The organism is Streptosporangium sp. CA-135522 (assembly GCF_050949235.1).
Lineage (GTDB): Bacteria > Actinomycetota > Actinomycetes > Streptosporangiales > Streptosporangiaceae > Streptosporangium.
Map to the genome: position 1 here is coordinate 835,074 of NZ_CP192026.1, position 18,272 is coordinate 853,345.

Consider the following 18,272-nt stretch of genomic DNA (forward strand, 5'->3'; position numbering starts at 1 on the left):
GCGTGTCGGGGGGTGCAGCGGTTTTCTGGGTGGCCACGGCCATCCCTCCTTTCGGGTGCGATGCGGGTGGGTGTGCGGGGCAGCGCTCAGCACGGGGCATTCAGCGGGTGGGGGCGTACAGGCCGTGCTCCACGCGGGTGGCCGCGGCGCTCTTCACGAGCCCGCCGAGTGTGGTGCGGACGGAGCCGAGGGAGACCGGCTTGCCGCCGTCGTCGTTGACGGCGGCAAGCACGTCTTCGGCGGTCATCGGGGCGTCGGCCTCGGCCAGGACGGTCCGAACGCGGTCCTCCAGGCGGATCTTCTTCGGGGCGCCCCCGCCGCTTTCGCCGGTCCCTGCCGCGCCCGTCCCCTGGCCCGCGCCTTTCTGCTGTTGGGCTTGACGGAACTGCTCGCACAGCGCCGCCATGGCGGCAGGGTCGTGGCGGAGCATGTAGGCGACGCCGGCGGCCTCGTGGGAGACCTCCTCCAGGCGGCGGGGCTCGTCGTTCCCGTACAGGGCCAGGATTTCTGGGTCCTTGCCGGGCAGGGGGGCGATGGAGCCGAGCCGTAGGTGCCGCATCATCGCGGTCGGGCGCGGGCCGGACAACAGGTAGCCCATGCCTTGTGTGCCTGGGGCATCGTCCTCGTCGTCGTTGGGTTCGGGGTCGAACTGGCTGCGCAGCTCGCGCGGGGCGAGCGTCTTGGGGATGGGCATGAGCTGTTCCCCGGCCGGCAGCAGGCCGTCGGCGACCAACTGGCGCATCATGGACGACGACCAGCGCAGCAGGGTCACTTCGCCTTCCTTGAGCATGGCTCTGAGCGTGTCGCTTCCGCCGAGTTCTTCCAGGTGGGACGCCTGGGCGGATAGGCCGATGCTGACGCCTACGGAGCGGCCGGTGCGTCCCAGCTCCTTGATCAGGTAGGTCGCCAGGTCCCGATAGGGTGCCCCTCGCTCAAGCAGGCGGTTCGCCTCGTCGATGCGGACGTGCAGCAATGGGTCCGCGCCGAGTGCGAAGCTGTTGCGGCCGGCCGCGCTGTAGCGGCGCATGCGGGCTTGGGCGACGGCCACCGCCGCCATCAGCATCAAGATTGCTTCTTCTTGGCTGCGGGCGTACCAGTCGACGTTGCCCTCGGCCTCGGGGACCGACTGTCCCAGCTTGAGATCGGCGAGCCAGGTACATATTTTGTTGATCTTCTCGGCGATCAGCTCGATTTGCAGGGCGCGAGACTTGCCGGCGCCGGTGGTTCCGAACAGCAAGAACCGCTGCGCCGAGCCGGTCGAGGGGTCGTAGAGCCGTTTCTTGACCGGTCTGCCGTTGTGGTAGAGCCCGGTGACGATCCGGCCGTGCCGGTCCATGACCAGGTCTTCGCGGGTCACGGCCCGCACCTGCGCCAACGGGTTGGAGGGGTAGACCGTGACCAGCGCGCGCCGTAGGCCGTCCGTCTCGACGGCCACACGGGTCGGGTCGTTGATGTTCAGTGCCGAGCACAGCGCGGCCAGGTCGTAGCTGATCACCTTGCCCTGCGGCACTTCCAGGGTCAGTTCGACCACGTCGCCGGGCGAGGCGATGACCGCGCTCACGTGTCCTCCTCCGTGGGGGGCGTCGGGGTGGTCGTGTAGTCGGCACCTGGGCGGCCAACCCGGACGCCGGTCAGTACGGCGCCGGACATGGCCGCCGGGGCGATGTGCTTGGCCCAGATGGTGGCCAGGTCGTCGTCGGGCCGGCCGATCGTCAGACGTCGCACGCCCGCGCCGCGGCCGGGTACCGAGGTGATCGTGATCTCGTCTTCGGGGATGTCCATGAGGGCCGACAGGTGCCGGATGGAGACGTCAGGAACGGGGCAGCCGGGGGCGGCGGAGCGGATCACGGCCCGCATGGACATCTCACCGGTTCGCTGGACGTCGTCCAGCACGGTGGCGGGGGCCGCGCCGCCGTCGATGGCGACGTGCTCGGCCCACCACTGGGCGGCGGGGTGGTCGTAGGCCGCTTCCTGCGCCGGGGCCAGGTCGGTTGAGGGCGCGGGGGCCGGCGGGCAGACCATGCGGCGGGCGACGCCGGCCGGGCGCAGCACCCATGTCCCCGCTGTCCAGACGGTCAGGGCCAGAGCCTCACCCCAGTGGATGCCTGGCACGACCTGCTCGGCGACCAGAAGGGCGGCCAGGCTGGTGCCGGGCATCAGGTAGAGCACGCTTGCGGTGGCCCGCTGGTGACCCTGCGGCTTCCACAACCGCAAGGTCACCAAGCCCCCCAGGGTGAGGGCAGCGTCCGCCAGCAGGGCCGCGCCGGTCAGCTCGCCGGTGAACAGGCCCGCCGCCGCCGCGGTGGCCCCGGCCAGGGTCGCCATGCGCCCTGTCGCGCTACGTACGACGGCCAGGCGGCGACGCGCCTTGACCAGCGCGGGCCACTGCGGAAGCTCCACATCCACCGGCGCCAGCGGTGGCGGGATCACGGGCCTGGTCACGATCGTTCCTCCTTCGGTCCAGGTGGTCAGCGGTTGGAGTAGAACTCGGCGTCAGCCATGGCGACGGGCATCGCGTTGGCGGCGGCGGCGACCGATCCGTAGTCGGCCTCGTGGGCGGCGGCGGTCTGCTCGAACGATGTCGCCAGGTCTTCGGTGGCCTCGGCCATCGCTTCGGCGTCGGCCAGGACCGCCCGCATGATGGTCGCCGCGCCGTGGTGCTCGCCCACGGTGTCGGGATCGACGCTCAAGCGGCCCATCTGGTCGGCCAGGCGGTCAACGGAGGCCGAGCAGCCCTCGACGTAGCGGTACGTCTCGCGCACCTGCTCACTCAGCCCGCGCAGCCGCAGGCCGGCCGCGGTGAGCTGGACGAGCAGGATGCCGTACCGGACGACCCGTGAGATGACGCCGCCGCTGTCCGCGACCACCTCGCCGGTGCTGTGTGCGCTGTTCAGCTCGTGCATGGGATTTCTCCTACTCGTCGTGGTACTGGCGCTCGGCCGGGCGGGTGTGGCCGGCGTCGCGGACGGCATCGGCCAGCCCCTTGTGGCGGGCGGCGGCGTTGGTCCCGGCGACGGAGACGGCCTCAGCGGCAGCGGGCAGGTTGGCGGCGATCGCCTCGGCGCGGGCCTTGACCGTCTGGGTCTTGTCCATGATCAGCGCCATCATGCCGAGCAGGACACCCGGCACCTTCAGGTCGCTGATCTCGGCGTACAGAGCCTCCAACCGAGTCATCAACTGCTCACAGCCATCCGCCGTCGCACGTGCGTCGGCGACCCCGTCGGTGATCTCCTCGGCCATGTCGGCGTCGGCCTCGATCACGTCGTAGATGGTCAGGTCAGCATCCGCGTACTGGGTCGTTCTCACGGGCATGCTCACGATCGGTGCTCCTTGCTGATCCGCTGCTGACGCCGATGACGAGGCCGAACGTGCGGCCGGCGGCACGGCGGGGCCTGCGGTCAGCGCCGCTTGTCCCACGGTGATCGCCGACGCCTCAGGGCGAGGCCAGGGCCGGTCATCGACCCGCTCGACGGTCACCCGCACCGTCCGGTCAGCCCACGGCGGTGGCCGCATCCATTCCGACCACGGCGGCGGCTCCGTACGGGTCCAGGACTCCCGGCCACGCGCACCGCGTGCGTCCGTCGCACCTGGCGAGCCGGTCGAGCTGGACGCCGTCGCCTTGCGGCGGGTCCGCCAGCGCTTCACCCACCCCGGCGTACTCCTCCAGGACCACGTGCCGAACCGGGACTTGCGTGAGCGCTTGGCGCTCTGCTTGCCCTTCCCGCGGGTGAAGCCTCGCTTGCCCGCGCCCGGCCTGCGCGTGCTCGACTTGCTTGTGCCGGGTGGGGTGCGGGTCCAGCGCTTGCGGCCGGGCGTGAGTGCCTTGTCCCCACCGGGGCCGGGCTTGCTCGCGCGCGGGGCTTTCCACCGCAGCGTGCGGCGCGGCTGCCTGATCTGCTTACCCGCAGCGTTCGTGTTCTTGCCGTTCTTGCGCTTGCGGTCGTTCGTGCGGTCCTTGCTGTCTTTGCCGCTCGGGCGTCGTTTGCGCGTCTGGACGCACGGCGCGTCCCCGAGTCCGCCGCTCGTGGCCTTCCCGCGCTTGCGCCGTTTGGGCCCATACCCGGCTCGATCGTGGGCCCTCCGGCCGCCGCGCGTTGACCTGGGGGCCTTGTAACCGTCCTTGCCGCCGCGCTTGTGCGCGTCGCCGCCGTAAGGGCTCTTGGGGCCCTTTGGCCGCTTGGGGTCCTTCGTGCGGTGGCTGCCGCCACCCGGGTGCCCCGAGCCGCCACCGCGCCGGCGCGAGCCGCCGCCCTCGTGGCGCGAGCCCGTCAGGAGCCCGCCGCCGCCCTTCGACCCGCCCCGGCCGCCACCGTGACCACTGCTGGGGCCGCCGCTGCGGTGACCGGTGCCCCCCGCTTTGGCCTGTGCCCGGTCGGCGTGCGCGCGAGCCTGGTCCGCGAGCGCCTGGCGGTGTCGAGCCCGGTGCCACATACCCTGTGCGGCGGCCACGCCCAGGGCCGTCATCAACGCCATGGCGAGCTGGACCGTATCCCGACCGTTGGGGTTATCGGGGTCTTGCAGCAGTGGCAGGGTGAATGCCCCCTCTTCGTCGCCGGGTTCGGGCTCGGGCTCGGGCTCGGGCGTGCCCGGCACGGTCAGGTGCAGGGGAGGTCCCATCGGTGAGACCGCCGGCAGGCGGGGCAAGGCTCCGCTTGGAGAAGGCTCCCCACCGACAGGGTCAGCCTCGAAGTCGGGCCTGGGACCCGGCCGGTCGGGGGCGTCGAAGGAGCCCGGCAGGACTACGCGGGGGAAGGGGAGGACCGCGCCGCCGTCATCGCTGTCGTCGTCGCTCACATTTGCCTCCTTTCTGGAAGGTTGAATCTCGATATGGCCGGGTAGACTCGCGCGCGTCGCGCGTACGCGCGTCGCGCCTTGGGCCCCCGAGAAGCCCAGGTTCGGCGCATGAACATGAAGATGAACATCACGCCCTGTGACGCATGGCTTCAGCGCGTTCCTGCTGCGCCGCCCATGACGCGAGCAACTCGGCCAGCTCGTGCATCGCCCGCGGGTTGTTGCCGGTGCGCTGCGCCCGGCGGGCAGCGGCCTTGGCCCGGTCGAAGCACACCCTGGCAAGGTCGGCGTCGGTCGAGACGGCCTGGACCCGCTCGTTCCAGAACCGCGTCAAGTTCTGCAAGCGCCGCATCACCTCGGGAGGCATCCCGGTCGTCGTGCCGCTCATGCCGACCGCTCCCCGCGGATCATGTCCATGAAGCTGCCGTCAGACGACACCGGCCGGGGCCTGGCAGACCTGGCCCGATCGGCGAAGTCCGTGCCGCGTGCGAGTTCGGGAGCCTGCTTGGCCTGTGCGTCGGCCTGGCGAGCGGCGGGGATCTCGTGGCGGCCACGCCGGTAACGGGCCTCCAACTGGAACGTCAGCGTGGCCGCCTTCTCCAGGAGTTCCTGGATCTCACCGAACGGGCCAGCTATGCGGCGGTGCCGCCACCACGCTTCGAAGCTGGAGTAGCCCTCCGGCGGGTTGGCCTTCCACATGGCCTCGGCATCCCGCCGGATGCGGGACAGCCACTCGGCTTGATCCGACAAACTCCGCCGCAGTTGAGAGGTGAACGCATCCACCATCTCCGGGCGGTCCAGCATGTCCCCGGACCACTCCGGCCCGGATGAAGTTCTGCTCATCAAAGAACTCCTTTCGCGAGGGCGCCCGCCACCTCGAACGTGCAGTCGGACAGGTCAGCGGACGAGAACCGCCGGCGGGGCTGCTGGTCGTGGATCGTGCTGGTCAAATCCCGCACCGCGGCGGCCAGTTCGATAGCACCGGTCAGCACCTGCATCGCCGCGGCGAGGTCGGCCACGACGGTGAGGTAGGTCGCGGTGCCCATCACCAGATCACCGACTCGGCGTCGGTCAGCTCGTCAGCGGCTTCGGTGAGCAGGTCGTCAAGGATGTCGGCGGCTGCGGCGCGGCGGGCCATCATGTCGTTCCAGCTTTCGCCGGGCAGGATCGGTTTGCTGAGGTCGGGGTGCATGTGCGTCAGCACGTAGGCCAGGGGGCGAACGTCGATGTCCCGGGAGGATGCCGCCTCGGTTTTCGCGAGCGATGCGCAGGAGGCGGCGGGGTGGCGGGGCGTCATGGGAGTACCTCTCTGAACTGGTGGATGCGAGGGGTTGGTGGGGGTGGTCGGAGTGCCCCGGCAGGGAGTCGAACCCTGCCTGCGACCATCGGGGCAGTAGATCGGGGGCTCTTTGCGGGAGGTATGGGTTGCTCCCGTTGCAGGCAGAGCCCTGCCCTCCGGCTGCCAAGGTGCCGGGAACCTCGGCCCCCTCTGTCCGGGGCCCCTTGACGTGCATGTGGCTTACTTGCTGTACAGGTTCTAAGAGACATAGAACATGTACAGTTCCAAGGAGTCAAGGCTTGCGGGTTGGCTTCTTTGAGATTCCGCCGTGCCGGACCTTGATCCCTGCAACTGACTCCAGGGAACCGCAGGGCAGGGGGTTCGGGGCAGCGTGATCGCGGAGGTGCTCAGTTGCTCAGGGGGTGATTTTCGGGGGTGATTTATCTCCTGAGCTGGACGAACAAGATCTATTGATTCTGGCGAAGAAGTGGCCGAAGAGCCTTGACGCGAGTCATCCTGGCCTTAACCGCATGATCGGAGGTGAGGATGTCCCGGATGCCTAACCTCGTGCTGGCCGAAGCCATGCGCCGGGCTGACTGTTCAAACAAAGGGCTTGCGTCGAGGGTCCAGCTCGTCGCGCAGGAAGAGGGCGTGACGCTCAGGTGTACTCACGTGGACGTCAAGCGCTGGCTTGAGGGAGTCCAGCCGCGGCCTACGACGGCGAAGTTCATAGTGGAAGCGCTGAGTCGCAAAGTCGGTGTGGGGTTCTCCCTAGAGGACATCGGCATGGGCGGGGTGCTCACGCCGACGACCCTGGAGCGGGGGCTTGAATACGCCGATGCCGTGCCTGAGGTCGGCCCCAGGCTGCTTGGGCTCACCCGCAGGGATTTGGTGGACGATCCGCTTGCTGTAGAGGCTGTTGTGGTGCCCTCTGCGTGGACGCAGCCGCTTTTGACGTGGTTGCTGTCGAGACCCGAACCACTGTCGGCGGGGAGTGGCACACAGGTCAATGTGGGAGAGTCCGATGTCTGGGCCGTTCGCATGACCACCCAGCTCTTTATGAAGCTGGACTTCCAGTTCGGCGGGGGGCATGCTCGCGCGGCACTGGCGCAGTACTACGTTCGCGATGTCAGTCCGCTCCTGGATGGGAAGTTCACCGAATCCGTTGGACGGGAGCTGTTCTCTGCCGCTGCTGAAGTTGCTCAGCTTCTTGGCTGGACGGCCTACGACCTGGGACGTCACGGTCTTGCTCAGCGCTACATGATCCAAGCGCTACGCCTCGCCCAGGCTGCGGGTGATCGCATGCTCGGGGGGCGGCTACTCGGCAACATGAGCCACCAAGCGAATTATCTGGGGAACTTCCAGCAGGCGATACAGCTTGCCAGGGCTGCGCAGGAGGGCTCGAAGGGGGTCGCGAGCGGTACCACCATGGCGAGCTTTCTTGCCATGGAGGCGAGAGCCCATGCAGGGAACGGCGACGATGCGGCGTGCTCTCGTGTACTTCGCGAGGCAGAAAAGCTCTTCGAGAGCCGGAACGTTGCCCACGATCCTGAGTGGATCAGCTATTTCGATGATGCTGAACTAGCGGGAGAGGGCGCGCACTGTTTTCGGGATTTACGGAAACCGCTTATCGCGCAAGAATTCGTCGGGCGATGCCTCGAACTCACTGATCCTGTTTACGCTCGCACCCTCGCGTTCATTCGTCTGGTACAGGCGGCTACATACGTCCACCAAGGGGAGCCGTGCCAAGCCGCTGTCCTGGCGACCGAAGCTGTTGAGCTTGCTGGCTCTCTCAAGTCGATGCGCTATCTCCGATACGTCTCCGATCTCTGTGTAGATTTGAAGGGGTATCGCGGAAACCGCGAAGTCGAGAGTTTCCGGGAACTGGTGGCCGGCAAGTACCCGTCGATTGCCTAGAACGGCGTCCACGAGCGTGGTGCTTCATCGTCACGGAGCGAGGAAAAGCGCTTTCTGAATTCCTGGGCAACCTTTTTATTCTCATTGACGTTCTGCATGAGCCAAGTGGTCATCTTTAGTTCGTTGATCGCGCGAAGTATAGGGAAACCTTCCCAGGAAATGACATCGAACCCATAGGTGTCAGCGAAGTTCTTATATTCTTCGGCGGTGTGCCAACCGATGAGGCGTTCTGTCGCGGTGACGGCCAAATCCGTTTCCGGCGGACCGAAGGCGAACCGCTCGAAGTCGATGAGTAAGACCGTTCCGTCGAGAGTGACGATCAGGTTCTGCTGATGAGCATCCCCATGCACCGCGCACGGAGTCAGCGGGTAGCGAAGGTCCTCAGACTTCTTGCGCAGTTCGATGAGACGGGCTGTAAGAAATTCATGATCCTGGTCCGAGAGCGCCTCTGTCTTCGCGATGCGCTCGGAAACCCGACCGAAGATGTCGAACTCAGGCAGAGGCAGCCCTGGAGGAACCGGGAGATGGTGGAGCCGCCGGAGAATCCGAGCAAGGTCTTTCACGCTCGCTTTATCGCCTTTATTGTCAATCAGGCGCCAGAAGGTGACCGGCCTACCTTGAATCACCAATGGTTGTTCATAGTCAGCAGGCTCTGCCGCTGGTAGATCTGATTCGCGTAGCCATTCGGCAACGGCCACTTCCTTCCTCGCATCGGGGAGGACTTCGGTACTACGAGCGATTCTGACGATTACCTTCTCTGTTGCGAGTTGAAATATGGCATTTTCACCTAAGCGGAGGAGTGCTGCTTCTTCTGCGTGGAGTCCGATTTTTTGGCATGCGGCATCAAGGGTTTTGCGCGCCTCGGAGGCAGTGAAGTGTGAGGGAGTTGTCTGCGACTCGTTCAATGGAGCCCGCCTGTTCTTTGAGCACTTCACGGACTATCGCTTATTGATGGGAGTAGGTGACGATTCGTCCAACCCCTCTCCTGCTCTCTATGATTCCCTCTGCTTCTAGTAGGGCTATGGCACGTCTTACAGTAACTCGTGCTACGCCGTACTGCTCAGCAAGCGCGGACTCTCCGGGAATGCGCGATTCTCTCGGGAAGTCTCCCGTAAGAATCGCTTTTCGAATGAACTCCGCAACTTCGTCAGTTCGAGTCAACGCGCCCTGCGCGTCGCCCACGAACCAGCCCTTACCATGAACCGCTGTGATCCGCCCTTCGGCGGCCAGCATCTGGAGCGCCTGACGCGCGGTCCCCTTGGACACTCCGTGCTGCTCCGCCAGCGCCATCTCTTGGGGGAGTTGACTGCCCTGTGAGAGCGTGCCACTGACGATGTCCTGGCGCAGGGCTGCGGCTACGACCTCGTACCGTGTCGAGGGGGGACCGGGTTCACCGGGCACCTCACCGACGACACGTCGACCTTTGCCCATCTCGCTTACTACCAGGCCCAGAAGCTCCAGCTCGGCAACCGCCTGTCGTACGGTGCCCCGAGCGACACCGTACGTCCGCACAAGGGCGGCGTCGGAATCCAGCATGCCGCCCGGTGGTGGGTCGCCGGCCTGAATCCGGGTGCGGAGGTCATTCGCGATTCGGATGTAAGTGGGCTGCTCGTTACTCTGACTCATCGCGCTCCCTCGCCGAGGAACATTGCCCTCAGGCTACGACGGTAAGCGCTGGTGTCGGGCGCGGCGCGGACGGGTCGGCTCCTGAGACCCGTGTAGGCGGCTGGAAGTGTTCGCACCGGCGCTTGCCGGTGTGTGCAAGTCCCTCCGAACAGTTGAGTCGGTGCGACAAAAACAGAGGCGCTGAGCGCTCCATAGACGGACGAACTGACACGTCCTTATGGGAATGCATACCAGCGGAGTTGGTCTTGTTAGAGAGCCTCTCAGCGCCTCGACGGTGGTACATGGCTAGCGCTAGACACGATCGCCCCCAGTAGCCTGGCCGTTCATTCCCAGTGCGTTCCCGACAAGGCGTACGAACCTGCATATGCGCAGGTCAGACTTTTCTCGCGGTGGGTCTGTAAAACCGTCGGCTCAGCCTACGCAGGTTCAAGTCCTGCACCTGCCACCAGGGATTTTCCCAGCTCAGAGCCCCGCGAGGGGCTCTTTTGCTTTTCCAGGACATGCAGCCGTATGCCGCCCTGAGCGGTCCCATGTCGGTGGTCGCGCAATATACGCGCAATGATCTTGAGGTCGTTTTCCCAGGTCGCGCCGGGCTTTCGGAGTGGCTCGCGAGGGAGAATCGGCCATACAACGTCGAAGGGTCCCGGGGGTGTCCGGGACCCTGGTCGTGCGAAGTGAGTCTCATACGGTCAGCGCGTCGCTGATCCGCTGATTGGCGATCTCTTTGTGCCCGTCGATGCACTTGGCGTAGACCCGTAGGAGCACGTCCACGCCGTGCCCCGCCCGTTCGGCCACGTCGGGAGCCGAGACGCCCGCGTTGAGCCAGAGGGAGACCGCCGCGTGCCTCAGGTCGTACGGCCTGCGGGCGAGGGGGGAGGCGACCTGGGCAGGGGTGAGGGCGAGGACCCGCGCGTCCTGCCAGACCTCGGTGTAGGCCGTCGAGGCGATCACGCCACCGCGCTCACTACGGAAGATGCGGCCGTCCCCGCCGGTGCCGTACTCGGCGATGTGCCGCCGCAGGATCTTCACCAGTTCGGGCGGGATCGGCACCGGCCGTACGTCTGCACGCCCGCGGTGCTTGAGGCCCCGTTCCTCGTGAGCGTCCCCGCTGTCGGTCCACTGCGTGTTGACCTCCGGTCGGGAGACGTCGACCGTCAGCCGTCCCCAGCCCTTAAGAGGCAGGTGGCAGTCCTGGAGTCGCAGGCCGACCGCTTCCGCCGGGCGCAGCGCCGCGTAGTACATGCAGGCGAACAGCGCCATGAGCCGCCGGCCCCGGCCGCGCCCGCCCACGTAGGTGACCATGGTCAGGAGTTCCTGAGCCTGCCGTGGATTGACCGCCACGCGCGGGTCGACGGTTTCAGTGGTCTTGGGAGGCTTCCATCTGACCTTGTGCAGTGGGTTGGCGTCCAGCTCTTCCAACTCCACCGCGTACTCCAGCACGGCATGGAGAACCGCCCGCTTACGGGCGATCGTGTTCGGGGCCGCGGCCTTGCCGTCGAGACGGAGGGCGAGCGCGTCGAGTGCCAGTCGTACGATCTTGGTCTCTCCCAGGTCGGCCAGGTCCAGCGAAGCGTTTTCAAGCCACCGGATCGCCTGTGCCATCTCATGAGGAGCGTCGGGCCTCTTACCGGCGGGGAGGAGCGCGTACTTGCGGAGTGCGGTGCGCAGAGTCTCGGCGTCGGGACGGCTTGGCCGATCCTTGGTCAGCGCGGGGAGCACCGTCGAGAGCGCGTCGGACATGCTGTCCCGGCTCTTGGCTGCCGCGTGAGGCCACTTCATGTCGATGTAGGCCCGCACGAACTCGAAAACCGTGCGGGCACTCTTGGCCTGGAGCATGGAGAGCGGGAGCCCGGTCTCCATGTCGAACGCCTCACCCCGTTTGGCCGCCTGCCGCAGGTCCGACAGGAAGCTCTCGGAGAGAGCCTTGGTCCGCAGGGTCTTGGACTTCTGGCGACCGCCGACCTTCCAGCGGATCACGTAGGACGGCGTTTTGCTCGTCTCGTTCCGGCGGATCTCCCAGAACTTCACGTCGTAGGAGGTGTTCACGCCGCCTCCCGGAGAGTCTCAAGCCAGGTGGTGAACTCGCTGCGCCAGATGCGGATTTCACCGTTCGGGAGCTTGAGACCTTGGGGAGCGTGACCGATCTCCCGCCAGCGGTAGAAGGTGCGCCGGGACACGCCGCCGAGTTCGTCGAGGATCTCCGGAACGGTCATGAGCTGGTCGCGGTTCTTGCTCACGCCGCCTCCCGTAACTCGACTGCCGAATGGTCTTGTCCGGTGGCTCTGGCTTCCAGGGCCAGCAGGGTCGCTCGCCAGCGTTGGCGTTCGGCGACCATGCGCAGTAGCCGCAGGGCGAGGGAGGGGATGTTGTCGTCGCCGGCCGGGACAGGCTTCCAGACGTAGCGGTGCGGGTCGGGGACCTCGTCGGCCAGGCCGAGTGCTTCCATGACCCAGGTGCGGCGGTCGCGCTTGTGCTCGGTCAGGGTCTTGTTGGACCATTTGCGCGAGACCAGGACGCGGCGGCCTGCGTAGCCGAGGTGCTCGGGCTTGTGCGCCTTGCCCCGGCACCGGCCCGGGGTCATGTCCGCCTTGGCGTTCTTGGGCTGCACGCCGTAGCGCAGCCAGTTCGGGCAGGCCGCAGAGCACGGTTCGTAGCGCAGCGCCTCGACCATCCGGGCCGCGTGATCCCGGCGTGCGGGGTCGTCGGCGTCGAGGGTGTCGCCGAGGCTCTTGGTCAGGTACTTGCTCAGGTAGCGGATGCACTGGTCGGCGTCCGGGGTGCCGGCGAGGACGCCTTGGACGTCGATTTGGGGGCCGAAGCGGATCACGTGCAGCGGTTCGGCCTCGTCGTCGGCGTCGAGCCGGTCGAGTGCCTGGTGCCAGGTCGGCAGGAGTTCACCGGTGGATGGGTCGAGGTAGTCGCCGTCTTGGCCGTCCGGGTGGGGGGTGCCGTCTTCCCGCTGGGGGCGCTCGGTCCATACGGGCAGATGGTCGCCGTCGAACTTCACCTCATCGACGGGCGGCCACCACACCTGGTGATAGGTCGCGGCGGCGATCGCCTTGATCTCCGCGCGTGGCATGGTGCCCCGTACGGCCATGTGCAGGTGTGGTGCGAGTCGTTTCTGTGGTTCGACGGAGGAGAAGTACTGCACGTCATAGCCCGCCACCCGGCGGAGGTTCTGCACGAAGCGGTCGACGAGCTTGGAGAAGTGCAGCGCGTCCCGAGCCGCCCGCGGGTAGTCGTAGGCGTCCGGATCGACCGGCACGCCTTGGCCGGCGCGGACACGGCCGTAGGAGGGCAAGGTCAGGGTGATGAACAGCGACGGCCGGTAGGCGGCCCCGTCCGAACCGGTGAAGGTCCGCCCGAGCGTGGTGTTCTGCCGCACCCTCCTGGGCAGATCGGGGGCGTCCTGGCGACGCCTCGTCGAGCGGTTGCGCTTGGCGGCGGTACGGCCGAGCAGGTTGCCCCGCATCCCGGCCGCGTTGATCTCCTCGTCCAACCCGGCGAGCATCGCGTCCAGATCGGTGGTGTCCTCGCCGGCCTTGTCGGCGGCATCGCGCTGAGCCTGCATGTCCGCGCGAAACTCCACCAGCCAGCGCTGTTCCTCATTCGGCTCATCCGGCGTGGTGGAGGGTTCGGCCTCCAGGTGCCAGCCTTCCCGGCACTGGGCCATGCGCAGGTAGCGGTTGCGCTTGGCGCACGGCGGGCACTTGGCCTCCATCGTGGTCCCGCACGGGACGTTGACGTCCTCGGTGGTGCCGGTGTGGGTGTCCAACCGCCGCAGGACCACCGGGTGGATGCACACGCCGTTGTGCTTGGCGATCTCGACCGCGACGTCCAGCGCCACCGGCATGGCCTGCCGTTCGGCGTGGGAGAGGCCGCGATTGTTCGGGTCAGTCACGCTCGCTCCCCTCCACTTCGGACAACTCGGCGGACAGTCGGACGACGGTCCCGTAGGGATCGGCGTTGACCTTGATGTCGAACAGCTCGAAGGCCAGGACGGGCTGAGGGTGACGCAGCCCCAGGACGGCCAGGAAGGGCCGCTCGCACACGCGGGTGATCTCCTCGTCGGTGCCGTAGAAGCAGACCCTCATGCCGCCACCTCCCCGGCCATCGCGCGGATGTCGGCGTCGGAGACGTAGGCCGCGCGGACCCGGACCGGATCGGGTGAGCACTCCAGCCGCACGTAACCGATGCCTGCGCCCTGGGTTGGGATCGGGGAGATGTGATCGGCCAGCGCGCCGCGATCCCGGGCGCCGTCGCCGAGGACCATGTCCACCTGTTCGGACTCGTCGAGACGGAGGGCGATCTTGTCGGGGAACAGGTTGCGGATGTTCATGACCTCCTTGCGCGGGTCCTGCAACGCGGCCAGCACACCCACGCCGACCGCCCGTCCCTGCGTGGTCAAGGTCGCGAGCGCGGCGGAGATGCGGAGCTTGAGGCCCTTGTCGGACTGGTAGGCGGTCAGGAACGCCACCTCGTCGACCACCACCAGGACGAACGGGTCCTCGACGGTGGGTGTGTGGTTGCGCTGGAGTCCGGCGAACCGGTCGGCCCTCTCCTGCATCACTGCCACGGCCGCTTCCAGCAGATCGGCGCAGTCGGCCGGGCTGGCGGCGTAGCGGTCGCCGAACAGGGTCCGGCCGAAGGACAGCTCCATCCGCTTGGGATCCAGCGCCCACACCTGGACCAGGCCCGCCCGTACAGCGGGTAGCAGGCCGCGGATCGCCGACCAGATGACCGATCCTTTGCCCGCCCCGGTGGCCCCGGCGACGAGAACGTGGGTGCCGTGCACCTTCAGTAGCCACGGCCTGCCGTCCTCGCAGGTGCCGACTTCCACCGGCCCCACCGACGCCTCCTCGGGGATCGGTACGGCCGCAAGCGGGGTGGCGAGGGGGTCATGTCGGGGGAAGACGATCAGCAGCCGGCCGGAGCGCGCGACGGAGACGCGGCAGGAGCGCGCGCCGAACCCGTGCGCCAGGTGTTCGATCCGGTCGGACCAGTCCTTGGGAGCCTGGCCGGTGAGGATCTTCACCGTGACCAGGTCGGCCCAGGAGGTGCAGGAGACGCCGACGAGGCGGGGCAGGTAGTCCCGGCCGCGTAAGTGCCGGCCGAGGCCGGAGATGACCATGACCGAGTGCCAGTGCCGCCGGTAGACCCACACCAGCCGCCACCAGGCCAGCAGATGCCAGCCGATCCAGGCGTTGAACGAGGCCCGGTCGAAGAACGCCCAGGGCAGGAGAACCGAGACGGGGACCGTGGCCACGACCAGGGCGAGGCGCCAGCCGTACAACCAGGCCAGCGCGCACGGCATGGCGACGACGGCCGAGGCGATCGGGTGGCGCCACAGCAGGCGTACGGCGCCGGCCAGCAGCCGCCAGGCGAAGATAATCAGGGTCACCATCGCCGGGGTGCGGACCACGGCCGGGCGGAAGACGACGGCGGTATCGGGGGTGGTGGAGACGAGATGTTGTGCCTCGTCGCCAGGCAGTTTTTTGAACATTAGGCTGAGCTCTCTTCCTTGAATTCGCGTGAGAGGGAGAACCGGGGGCCGCCGGAAGTTGCACCTTCTGGCGGCCCCGCTTACGTGTCAGGCCGCGTCCTCGTCGAGGCCGGGAAGCATCGGAGTCGCCGCCTGCGCGGCGTGAAGCTGTTCGCAGTCGGCCAGGTAGCGCGCGGCGGCATCGGCGATCTTTCGGGCGAGGGTCACGTCCCGTTCGGTGACCGGCCCCGAGCCGGTGGTGGTGATCGTCACATTGGCCTCAGTGGTGGACAGGCTCAGAAACGGCCGCTCCCGCTGAGCACCCAGCGCCGTGACCAGCACCTCTGGGGTGTTGAAGGAGATACTGAGCCGGGTGCCGTCCTCATCGAGCGATACCGAGGCGATGGTGTAGGGCAGGTGCTCGCTCACGCCGCCGCCTCCTTGGCGACCGCAGCGCTCTGCTTGGCGGGAGTGGCAACGGTGCGGGGAGCGCGCATGGCCCGTGCTCGGATGGACCAGGCCAGGCGGCCGGTGTTCTGGCCGACATAGGGAGTGACGGTCATGTGGTCGAACTCGACCGGTGTGAACGGCAGGCCGGGTAGCGGGGCAGGGGGAACCGGCTGGACGGAGGACAGGATCTTGACGGCGACGGTCTTCTGGCCGGCCTTGACGGTGGGGTCGGCGTCCATGACGGCGACCTGCCAGATGAGTTCGCCGGTGGTCTTGTCCTTGGCGTAGACGGTCCGGCCGTTGGATGAGGCGTCGAAGTCCTTGACCTGTTCGACCTCGCCGACGATGTAGCAGCCGTGCGGGAAGACCTGGTCGAAGCCGATTGGGATGGGGCCTTGGATGGCCATGATGGTGTTCCTTTCACTTTGGACAGCCCGACATTCGGTTGTCCACTTGTCCGACTGAGTTGAGAGTAGCTTCTCCAACTCGTCCGCACAAGTGATTGAGCGTGGCGGACGGAAGAAGGCTTAGCTCACCCGGTAGACAATCTCGGGCAGATCAGGTGCAACGGAAATCGAAGCCGTCGCCGGTGCTGTCGTAGAGCTCCACGATCGCCACCCCGCGGTCAAAGTACGCCGAGCGCTTCGCTGGCTGAGCCATCCACACGGTGATGGCCGCCTGACCTCCTTCGATCCCTGCGATGTTCACCCCGGCGTAGTAATCGGTGAGCTCGCGTCCGGTGAGCTGGGTACTTAGCGTGAATCGGGCACGGTAGTCGCAGTGGTTGCCGTTGCTGCGAAGCGCGATGGACCCGTCAGGGGCGCTGTAGTCCAGCAACTCGGTCCGGTGGGAGAGGGTGGCGCTCGAACCGATCGACCATGTCCGCCAGCTTGCCATCGTTGACCCACATGGAGATCTTGACGAGGAGGAACAGGCCGATCACCGGTATGAGTACCGCCGCAAGGCACCCCAACCGCCCGGCTCTCGACGACCGCTTCTCGGGTAAGGGTTCATCCTGCACGGGAGTAACGGTCTGCATGGCACCACCCGAAGTCGGCCTATGTCACGGGATAGACATCCTGCAGCTCATGAAGATCACCTGGCAAGGCCACCTCCATAACCATGACCACGGCCCCCGCCGCGTTGTGAGCGGTGGCCAGCACCCCGAGGACGGGCTTGGAACTGCCGAGCAACTCGGCCTCGTCCTTTCGGGGACTGCGCGCCGTCAGCCGTTCGGTGATGTGGTCGAACCGTAGGTGCTTGACCGCCTGGAGGTGCTGACGGACTCCGTGCCGCAGCGGTTCGGGCTTGTCCAGGTCGGTGCCGAGCGCGATCTCCAACGGGAACCACAAGGCCTCCACCGCGGACAGCCGGCCACCCTGCTGGGCCGTCCGCCGACGGACGATCACCGGGGTCCGCTCGTCAACGCCGAGGAGACGGGCGATGTGACGGGGAGCCGGAAGGCGCTGCACATCGGTGACGCTCTCGGGGTGCTCCGCCTGTTCGGCCACCGCCAGGCCGGGCCGGACGCGATCCGGTGCGCTCTCCGGGCGACCCTTCACGAACGAGCCACGACCGTGCTCACGCTCGATCCAGCCCTGCATGGCCAAGGTCTGCAGCGCCCGCACCACGGTGGTACGGCCCACGCCGAACTCCCGGACAAGCTGCGTCTCGGACGGCAGCATGGCACCCGGAGCGTATTCGCCGGCCTCGATCCGTTGCTGAATCGCTGTCATCACCTGGGCATACTTCGGCGGAGCGAAGTCCATGCTCATGTCAACCGCCCGATCACTCTTCCACTTGTCTGCATAAGCACAGTACCGGCTGAGCATAGGCTTGTCAGGACCTCCGCCAGCGGGAAGAACGGCTATCTCACCATTCCGGACAACAGAGCCGTCCACACGGTGCGGGCTTCCCGGTGAGACCATGCGTCGCTTTGCGCGATGACCGTTTTCTTCTTATCGCTGACCGTCCGCCGGATGAAGGCCAAGCCGCCCGCCTGACAGAATTCATAAGACGTCATCCGGTGCTCGTGACAGGTCCATTCCACCACGCGAATTCGCTCGAATCGGCGCGGATCGCTCCATGACAGAGTCCGGTGCCCGTCCTGCGCCGGCGGAAGGTGGAAAGCCGGGCAGGGTGTCACCCACGCGGCCGTCTGCTCCCTCAAGATGCGATCCGCTCGAAGCGCACCGATCCCGCCGGATCCACCGTCGCCCGGAAGATCACCCGCCGCGACCAGTCGTCCGGGACGGTGCCGAAATCGTAGACCCGATGCGTGATCCGTCCCCAGGCCGTCCCGGGCGACTCCATCCGGCGCAGTTCCGTGCGCAGCGTGTCCATCGCCGTGGCCTGTCCCGAGCTGATCCCGCACGGCCCGAGCTCATCGGTCCCGTCGGAGGTGACGAACACCTCCCACTCGAACATCTCGACGAGCTGCTCCATGCCGCCGCAGTAAAGGCAGTCTTCCCGTGCGGACAGTTCCATGTGCAGGCCCATGGCCGCCACGCATCCACGACGGGTAACGATCTTCCAGCCGCGCCCATCACATTCCGCGCACTTAACTGGTGTTGTCATGCCGGAAAGAATGTCCCGGCGAATTTTCCTTCCCTATCCCACGCAGGTATACCGCCGAGAATATAGAGTCTCGATCTACAGCGATGCATCACCTCAGGCACTGATGACCGGAGGACGGAATGCACGGGAATGCTTTCGATCCGATCGAAA

The 18,272-nt window shown here is 66.9% G+C and carries 21 protein-coding genes; 1 reads left to right on the top strand and 20 read right to left on the bottom strand.

What is annotated here, in order from left to right:
• Positions 1-100: 100 nt before the first annotated feature.
• The 8 genes from ACQPYK_RS04130 to ACQPYK_RS04165 all read right to left on the bottom strand — a co-directional run bounded on the left by ACQPYK_RS04130 (position 101) and on the right by ACQPYK_RS04165 (position 6,088).
• Positions 101-1,561, bottom strand: coding sequence for a hypothetical protein (locus tag ACQPYK_RS04130; RefSeq protein WP_433250422.1), 1,461 nt, complete (start codon positions 1,559-1,561; stop codon positions 101-103).
• Positions 1,558-2,442: a hypothetical protein gene (locus tag ACQPYK_RS04135; protein ID WP_433250425.1), complete on the bottom strand. Its 885-nt coding sequence runs from the start codon at positions 2,440-2,442 to the stop codon at positions 1,558-1,560. The genes ACQPYK_RS04130 and ACQPYK_RS04135 overlap by 4 nt, the downstream gene beginning before the upstream one ends.
• A gap of 26 nt (positions 2,443-2,468) precedes the next feature.
• On the bottom strand, positions 2,469-2,903 hold the full coding sequence (locus tag ACQPYK_RS04140; protein ID WP_433250428.1) for a hypothetical protein: 435 nt from the start codon (positions 2,901-2,903) through the stop codon (positions 2,469-2,471).
• A gap of 10 nt (positions 2,904-2,913) precedes the next feature.
• A complete protein-coding gene (locus ACQPYK_RS04145; RefSeq protein ID WP_433250431.1) occupies positions 2,914-4,794 on the bottom strand; it encodes a hypothetical protein in 1,881 nt (626 codons plus the stop codon).
• A 127-nt stretch (positions 4,795-4,921) separates the two neighbouring features.
• Positions 4,922-5,179, bottom strand: a complete 258-nt coding sequence (locus ACQPYK_RS04150; RefSeq protein WP_433250434.1) for a hypothetical protein — start codon at positions 5,177-5,179, stop codon at positions 4,922-4,924.
• Entirely contained in the window at positions 5,176-5,634 is a 459-nt protein-coding gene (locus ACQPYK_RS04155) for a hypothetical protein (protein ID WP_433250437.1), read from the bottom strand. The genes ACQPYK_RS04150 and ACQPYK_RS04155 overlap by 4 nt, the downstream gene beginning before the upstream one ends.
• Positions 5,634-5,837 carry a hypothetical protein gene (locus tag ACQPYK_RS04160; RefSeq protein ID WP_433250440.1) on the bottom strand — a complete coding sequence of 68 codons (204 nt, stop codon included), beginning with the start codon at positions 5,835-5,837 and terminating at the stop codon, positions 5,634-5,636. The genes ACQPYK_RS04155 and ACQPYK_RS04160 overlap by 1 nt, the downstream gene beginning before the upstream one ends.
• Positions 5,837-6,088, bottom strand: coding sequence for a hypothetical protein (locus ACQPYK_RS04165; protein WP_433250443.1), 252 nt, complete (start codon positions 6,086-6,088; stop codon positions 5,837-5,839). The genes ACQPYK_RS04160 and ACQPYK_RS04165 overlap by 1 nt, the downstream gene beginning before the upstream one ends.
• A 537-nt stretch (positions 6,089-6,625) precedes the next feature.
• On the opposite strand from ACQPYK_RS04165, the gene ACQPYK_RS04170 reads away from it, so the two are divergent.
• Entirely contained in the window at positions 6,626-7,987 is a 1,362-nt protein-coding gene (locus tag ACQPYK_RS04170) for a hypothetical protein (protein WP_433250446.1), read from the top strand.
• On the opposite strand, the gene ACQPYK_RS04175 is transcribed toward ACQPYK_RS04170, so the two are convergent.
• The 12 genes from ACQPYK_RS04175 to ACQPYK_RS04230 all read right to left on the bottom strand — a co-directional run bounded on the left by ACQPYK_RS04175 (position 7,984) and on the right by ACQPYK_RS04230 (position 18,122).
• Positions 7,984-8,892, bottom strand: coding sequence for a phosphotransferase (locus ACQPYK_RS04175; protein ID WP_433250449.1), 909 nt, complete (start codon positions 8,890-8,892; stop codon positions 7,984-7,986). The genes ACQPYK_RS04170 and ACQPYK_RS04175 overlap by 4 nt on opposite strands.
• A 40-nt stretch (positions 8,893-8,932) precedes the next feature.
• Positions 8,933-9,613 (bottom strand): GntR family transcriptional regulator, encoded by a 681-nt coding sequence (locus ACQPYK_RS04180; protein WP_433250452.1) that lies wholly within the window; start codon positions 9,611-9,613, stop codon positions 8,933-8,935.
• A 681-nt stretch (positions 9,614-10,294) separates the two neighbouring features.
• Entirely contained in the window at positions 10,295-11,659 is a 1,365-nt protein-coding gene (locus ACQPYK_RS04185; RefSeq protein ID WP_433250455.1) for a tyrosine-type recombinase/integrase, read from the bottom strand.
• Positions 11,656-11,850 carry a helix-turn-helix transcriptional regulator gene (locus ACQPYK_RS04190; RefSeq protein ID WP_433250458.1) on the bottom strand — a complete coding sequence of 65 codons (195 nt, stop codon included), beginning with the start codon at positions 11,848-11,850 and terminating at the stop codon, positions 11,656-11,658. The genes ACQPYK_RS04185 and ACQPYK_RS04190 overlap by 4 nt, the downstream gene beginning before the upstream one ends.
• A complete protein-coding gene (locus tag ACQPYK_RS04195; protein ID WP_433250461.1) occupies positions 11,847-13,514 on the bottom strand; it encodes a replication initiator in 1,668 nt (555 codons plus the stop codon). Before ACQPYK_RS04195 ends, ACQPYK_RS04190 begins: the two co-directional genes overlap by 4 nt.
• Positions 13,507-13,707 carry a hypothetical protein gene (locus ACQPYK_RS04200; RefSeq protein WP_433250464.1) on the bottom strand — a complete coding sequence of 67 codons (201 nt, stop codon included), beginning with the start codon at positions 13,705-13,707 and terminating at the stop codon, positions 13,507-13,509. The genes ACQPYK_RS04195 and ACQPYK_RS04200 overlap by 8 nt, the downstream gene beginning before the upstream one ends.
• The gene (locus ACQPYK_RS04205; protein WP_433250467.1) at positions 13,704-15,116 is read right to left on the bottom strand and encodes an FtsK/SpoIIIE domain-containing protein; all 1,413 of its coding nucleotides are present in this window, start codon (positions 15,114-15,116) and stop codon (positions 13,704-13,706) included. The genes ACQPYK_RS04200 and ACQPYK_RS04205 overlap by 4 nt, the downstream gene beginning before the upstream one ends.
• A gap of 87 nt (positions 15,117-15,203) precedes the next feature.
• Positions 15,204-15,524, bottom strand: coding sequence for a hypothetical protein (locus ACQPYK_RS04210; protein ID WP_433250470.1), 321 nt, complete (start codon positions 15,522-15,524; stop codon positions 15,204-15,206).
• Positions 15,521-15,952: a plasmid replication, integration and excision activator gene (locus tag ACQPYK_RS04215; RefSeq protein WP_433250473.1), complete on the bottom strand. Its 432-nt coding sequence runs from the start codon at positions 15,950-15,952 to the stop codon at positions 15,521-15,523. The genes ACQPYK_RS04210 and ACQPYK_RS04215 overlap by 4 nt, the downstream gene beginning before the upstream one ends.
• 151 nt (positions 15,953-16,103) lie before the next feature.
• Positions 16,104-16,442: a hypothetical protein gene (locus ACQPYK_RS04220; protein WP_433250476.1), complete on the bottom strand. Its 339-nt coding sequence runs from the start codon at positions 16,440-16,442 to the stop codon at positions 16,104-16,106.
• A 161-nt stretch (positions 16,443-16,603) separates the two neighbouring features.
• On the bottom strand, positions 16,604-17,320 hold the full coding sequence (locus tag ACQPYK_RS04225) for a GntR family transcriptional regulator (protein WP_433250479.1): 717 nt from the start codon (positions 17,318-17,320) through the stop codon (positions 16,604-16,606).
• A gap of 391 nt (positions 17,321-17,711) precedes the next feature.
• Positions 17,712-18,122, bottom strand: a complete 411-nt coding sequence (locus ACQPYK_RS04230; RefSeq protein ID WP_433250482.1) for a hypothetical protein — start codon at positions 18,120-18,122, stop codon at positions 17,712-17,714.
• Positions 18,123-18,272 lie beyond the last annotated feature (150 nt).

Bases quoted from the DNA above. Each gene is read 5' to 3' on its own strand.
- ACQPYK_RS04140 (WP_433250428.1), bottom strand. From the start codon at position 2,903: ATGCACGAGCTGAACAGCGCACACAGCACCGGCGAGGTGGTCGCGGAC.
- ACQPYK_RS04150 (WP_433250434.1), bottom strand. From the start codon at position 5,179: ATGAGCGGCACGACGACCGGGATGCCTCCCGAGGTGATGCGGCGCTTG.
- ACQPYK_RS04155 (WP_433250437.1), bottom strand. From the start codon at position 5,634: ATGAGCAGAACTTCATCCGGGCCGGAGTGGTCCGGGGACATGCTGGAC.
- ACQPYK_RS04160 (WP_433250440.1), bottom strand. From the start codon at position 5,837: ATGGGCACCGCGACCTACCTCACCGTCGTGGCCGACCTCGCCGCGGCG.
- ACQPYK_RS04165 (WP_433250443.1), bottom strand. From the start codon at position 6,088: ATGACGCCCCGCCACCCCGCCGCCTCCTGCGCATCGCTCGCGAAAACC.
- ACQPYK_RS04170 (WP_433250446.1), top strand. From the start codon at position 6,626: ATGCCTAACCTCGTGCTGGCCGAAGCCATGCGCCGGGCTGACTGTTCA.
- ACQPYK_RS04180 (WP_433250452.1), bottom strand. From the start codon at position 9,613: ATGAGTCAGAGTAACGAGCAGCCCACTTACATCCGAATCGCGAATGAC.
- ACQPYK_RS04200 (WP_433250464.1), bottom strand. From the start codon at position 13,707: ATGAGGGTCTGCTTCTACGGCACCGACGAGGAGATCACCCGCGTGTGC.
- ACQPYK_RS04205 (WP_433250467.1), bottom strand. From the start codon at position 15,116: ATGTTCAAAAAACTGCCTGGCGACGAGGCACAACATCTCGTCTCCACC.
- ACQPYK_RS04215 (WP_433250473.1), bottom strand. From the start codon at position 15,952: ATGGCCATCCAAGGCCCCATCCCAATCGGCTTCGACCAGGTCTTCCCG.
- ACQPYK_RS04220 (WP_433250476.1), bottom strand. From the start codon at position 16,442: ATGGCAAGCTGGCGGACATGGTCGATCGGTTCGAGCGCCACCCTCTCC.
- ACQPYK_RS04225 (WP_433250479.1), bottom strand. From the start codon at position 17,320: ATGAGCATGGACTTCGCTCCGCCGAAGTATGCCCAGGTGATGACAGCG.
- ACQPYK_RS04230 (WP_433250482.1), bottom strand. From the start codon at position 18,122: ATGACAACACCAGTTAAGTGCGCGGAATGTGATGGGCGCGGCTGGAAG.